4 protein-coding genes and 1 pseudogene are annotated in these 4,343 nt (G+C 70.8%); 4 read left to right on the forward strand and 1 reads right to left on the reverse strand.

The genetic code is table 11. The annotated features are described in order from the left end of the window. From AC30N0_RS18515 to AC30N0_RS18525, 3 genes are all read left to right on the forward strand, one after another. Positions 1 to 813, forward strand: an 813-nt coding sequence (locus AC30N0_RS18515) for an APC family permease (RefSeq protein WP_489519358.1), incomplete at its 5' end; no start/stop codon positions are given. A 205-nt stretch (positions 814 to 1,018) separates the two neighbouring features. Next, the gene (locus AC30N0_RS18520) at positions 1,019 to 1,585 is read left to right on the forward strand and encodes a Bug family tripartite tricarboxylate transporter substrate binding protein (RefSeq protein ID WP_489519359.1); all 567 of its coding nucleotides are present in this window, start codon (positions 1,019 to 1,021) and stop codon (positions 1,583 to 1,585) included. A gap of 50 nt (positions 1,586 to 1,635) precedes the next feature. Beyond that, positions 1,636 to 2,511, forward strand: a complete 876-nt coding sequence (locus tag AC30N0_RS18525; protein ID WP_489519360.1) for a DMT family transporter — start codon at positions 1,636 to 1,638, stop codon at positions 2,509 to 2,511. A 180-nt stretch (positions 2,512 to 2,691) separates the two neighbouring features. On the opposite strand, the gene AC30N0_RS18530 is transcribed toward AC30N0_RS18525, so the two are convergent. Beyond that, positions 2,692 to 3,597 (reverse strand): SDR family oxidoreductase, encoded by a 906-nt coding sequence (locus AC30N0_RS18530; RefSeq protein ID WP_489519361.1) that lies wholly within the window; start codon positions 3,595 to 3,597, stop codon positions 2,692 to 2,694. A 231-nt stretch (positions 3,598 to 3,828) separates the two neighbouring features. On the opposite strand from AC30N0_RS18530, the pseudogene AC30N0_RS18535 reads away from it, so the two are divergent. Further along, positions 3,829 to 4,343, forward strand: a pseudogene (locus tag AC30N0_RS18535) (class II fructose-bisphosphate aldolase); the annotation flags it as partial.

Raw genomic sequence — 4,343 nt, forward strand, 5'->3', positions numbered from 1 at the left:
GGCCAGGGCGACGTGTCGCGCGTGCTCCAATTCAGCGCCCGCGCCGACGAGGGCGGCGCGTTCTGGTCCGTCGTCGCCGCGACGACGCTCGCCTTCTACGCCATGGTCGGCTTCGAGGACTCCGCCAACATGGCCGAGGAGTGCAAGGACCCGGTGCGCGACTTCCCGCGGGTGCTGCTCGCCGGGCTCGCGTTTGCCGCCTTGATCTATGTCCTGGTCTCGATCTCGGCGATCACCCTGGTCCCGCCCGAGCAGCTGAGCCAGGGCGAGACGCCGCTCCTGCAGGTCGTGCGTGCCGGGGCGCCTGGCTTTCCGCTGGGCGTGTTCGGCGTCATCACGATGTTCGCAGTCGCCAACAGCGCCCTCATCAACATGCTGATGGCGAGCCGGCTCGTCTACGGCATGAGCCGCGAGGGCGTTCTGCCGGCGGCACTCGGCACCGTCGGCGCCAAGCGGCGCACGCCCTACGTCGCCATCGCCTTCACGACGCTGCTGGCGCTCGGCCTGATCACCTTCGTCGGCAGCGTCCCGGCCCTCGGCGGAACGACGGCGCTGCTGCTGCTCGCGGTCTTCACGGTCGTCAACGTCGCGGTGCTGGTGCTGCGTCGGGACCCGGTCGCGCACCGGCACTTCCGCACCCCGACGCTGCTGCCGGTCCTGGGCGCCTTGTCGTGCGCCTTCCTGGTCGGCCCGTGGGCCGGCCGCGACCTCGTGCAGTACCGGGTCGCCGGGGTCTTGCTGGCGCTCGGCGTCGTGCTCTGGCTCGCCACCGTCGCCTGGAGCCGCGCGACGCGAACGGCCGTGGCCCGGTAGCCGCCCGCCGAGGGCGCGCCGCGTCGATACTCGTGCGCGGCACCCAGCCGTCGCAAGGAGAAGACATGCCCCGTCACGCCGCCGTGATCGCCCTGGCGCTCGCCTTCGCCGAGGGCCCGGCGGCCCGAGCGACATCGTGCTGCGCCTGGCGGCCGAGAAGATTCAGCCGTGCTCAAACAGCCCATCGTCATCGACAACAAGCCGGGTGCCGGCGCCCGACGGCTACACCTGGGTGTTCGGCCCCGACTCCCTGATCATCGTCGACCCGCACGTCTACAAGACGATGGCGTTCAAGCCCGAAGACCAGATGCTGCAGTCGATGGCCGGCTTCCAGATGCGCCACATCCCGTACAAGGGGCCGGCGGCGGCGACGCAGGACGTGCTGGGCAACCAGGTGCCGTGCGGCCTGCTGGCCGGCCCGACCGTGCTCCCGCACGTCCGCGCCGGCAGGCTGGTCGCGCTCGGCGCCTCCGGCAGCGGCCGGTCGCCGACGCTGCCCGACGTGCCGACGCTTTCCGAAGCCGGCGTCGCCGGCTATCAGGCCGATTTCACGCTGGTGCTGTTCGCGCCGAAGGGCGTTCCGGAGCCGATCGCCGCGAGATTCCGCCAGGCTTTCGTCGACGCGCTGGGCGCCCTCGACGTGGTCGAAAAGGTCAAGGCCGGCGACCAGACGCCGGTCGGCAGCACGCCGGCCGAAGCGGCGGCGATGCTGGCCGCGGAGTCGAGGAAGTGGGGCGCCGTGGCGCGGCGCATCGGGCTCGGCCTCGACTGATCTCCAGCGCCGCCGTTACCGGTCCCCGTCGCTCCCCGATTGCTGCCCGCGTGTCGTCGCCCCGTCCTTTCGTTCTCGCACTTCTCGGCATCGCGGCGCTCTGTGCGTTGGATGCGGCGGTGAAGGAGCTGACCCGGTCGTACCCGGTGGCGTTTGCAGTGCTCGGCCGGTACGTGTTCGGCACCGCCTTCGCACTGGGCGTGTGGTGGTGGCAAGGTCGCCCCAGGCTGACGCGGGAGATGCTGCCCGCCCACGTCTTGCGCGGCATCCTGATCACGGTGACCGCCTTTCTGTTCTTCTTCGCGCTGACCCGGCTCGGCCTGGCCGAGGCGATCACCCTGTCGTTCATCGCGCCGCTCCTCATCCCGCCGCTCGCCCAAGTCCTTCTCGGCGAGAAGATGCGCGGGCCGGTGGTGCTGGCGGCCTTCGTGGGCTTCGCCGGCGTCTTGGTGACCGTCCAGGGGGCACCCCGCTTCGACGGCGAGCGTGCCCTGGCGCTGGCGGCGATCCTCGGGGCGGCGCTGACGTATGCGCTGGCGGCCATCGTGATGCGCGCGCGCGCAGCCAAGGACGGCTCGACCTTGCTGACGCTGACCAGCGCCGTGATCCCGATGGTCTTGCTGTCGCCTGCCGCGATCGGAGCGCCCTTGCCGACGGGGTCGGCCTTGGGCCTGGCGGTCCTCGCCGGCTTGCTGGGCAACCTCGGCATCCAGCTGCTCGCCCGCGCCTATGCCGAGGCCGAAGCACAGGCACTCGGGGTGCTCGAGTTCACCGCGCTGCCCTGGGCCGCGCTGTTCGGGTGGCTGTTTTTCGATGAAGCGGTGCGGCCGCAGGTGTGGCTCGGCGCGCTGGTGATCTTCGTCGCGTGCTGGTGGATCGGACGTTCCGACGGAAAACCGCCGGCGATCCTGCCGACGCCTCAGTAGCGGGCCGGCACCTCCACGCCGGGCCGGGTGTCCGGCGGCGGGCGTCACAGCAACGGCAGCGAAGCGACGGCGGAATCCCGGCGGGCTCGCCGAGTATTCCGGGACGCTCAGTAAAACGCACCGGTGCAGATCGGGCGATCCGGCAAGGGCGCGATCCGCTGTGCGAATTCGCCGGCACCCTCAACGCTGCGCCTTGTCCTTCGCGTTCTGCCTCTCGATCAGCTCGCGCGCCTGCCGCCACTCGTCCTCGCCCCACTTGCGCAGCTCGTAGAAGTTGCCTCCGGTGGCGAGCGCTCCCGCGCCGTCCATGAAGATGCTCTGCCCGGTCAGCCAGTCGCAGTGCCCCGGGGCCATCAGGAAGGTGGCGAGGTTCTGCAGCTCGCTCATCCGGCCGTTGCGCGCCATCGGGTTGCTCTCGCGCGAGCGCTCGCCGGGGTCCTGGCCGGGGTTGAGGCGCTTGCTCATGCCTTCGGTCGGGATCTCGCCCGGGCCGACGGCGTTCAGGCGGATGCCGTAGCGCGCCCACTCGACGGCGAGCGACTTCGTCATCACCTCGATGCCAGCCTTGCTCATCGCCGAGGGCACGACGTAGGGAGAGCCGTTGTCGACCCAGGTCACGATGATGCTCATGACGTTGCGGTACGGCTGCTGCGCCGTCCACTCGCCCGCCTTGGCGCCCGCGACCCAGCGCTTGCCGACCGCCTGCGTGACGTAGAACGAACCGTGGAAGACGATGTTGGCAACGGCGTCGAAGGCGCGCGACGACAGGCTCTCGGTCGGCGCCACGAAGTTGCCGGCGGCGTTGTTGACCAGGCCGGTCAGGCCGCCGCCGTCCTGCCAGAGCGCCTCGACCATGGCCTCGACGGCGGCGGCATCGCGGATGTCGACGCCGAAGGTGTCGACGCGGCGCTCCGGGAACTGCGCGCGCCACGCATCGGCGGTCGCGTCGCAGACGGGCTTGCGCCGCCCGCAGATGGCGACGTCCGCGCCGAGGCGCAGGAACCGCTCCGCCATGGCCTGGCCGAGGCCGGTGCCGCCGCCGGTGACCAGGATGCGCTGGCCGGCCATCAATCGTGGATCGAACATGGGTGCTCTCCCTGGCCTCGACGGCGAAGATGCGGGTCGAGATCGCCCGCCCCCGAGCATAGTTTCGCGTGCGGCTTCCGGGCAATCCGGGCCAGGCCGGCGGAAGGCCGGCGCGAACGGTTCGACGTGCGGTCGGCAAAGCCCCTTCGCGAAAGACATGCCGCAGCCCCCGAGCCGGGGCGGCTTCTAGAATTCCTGTCCGCGATCCCTTCCGTCGCTCCAGGAACCACCATGCCCCTCGTCTCCATGCGCCAGCTGCTCGACCACGCCGCCGAGAACGGCTACGGCATCCCCGCCTTCAACGTCAACAACCTGGAGCAGGTGCAGGCGGTCATGACCGCGGCCGACGAGGTCGGCGCCCAGTCATCCTGCAGGCCAGCGCCGGCGCCCGCAAATACGCCGGCGAGCCCTTCATCAAGCACCTCATCGAGGCGGCGCTCGAGAGCTGGCCCAAGGTGCCGCTGGTCATGCACCAGGACCACGGGCAGAGCCCCGCGGTGTGCAGGAGCGCCATCGACCTCGGCTTCTCGTCGGTGATGATGGACGGCTCGCTCGAGGCCGACGGCAAGACGATCGCCTCCTACGACTACAACGTCGACGTGACGCGCAAGGTCGTCGACCTGGCGCATGCGCGCGGCGTCACCGTCGAGGGCGAGCTCGGCTGCCTGGGCTCGCTCGAGACGATGCGCGGCGACAAGGAAGACGGCCACGGCACCGAGGCGACGATGACGCGCGAGCAGCTCCTC

Origin of the sequence: Rhizobacter sp. (assembly GCF_031412495.1) — a bacterium.
In the GTDB taxonomy this organism is placed as follows: Bacteria; Pseudomonadota; Gammaproteobacteria; order Burkholderiales; family Burkholderiaceae_C; genus Schlegelella_A.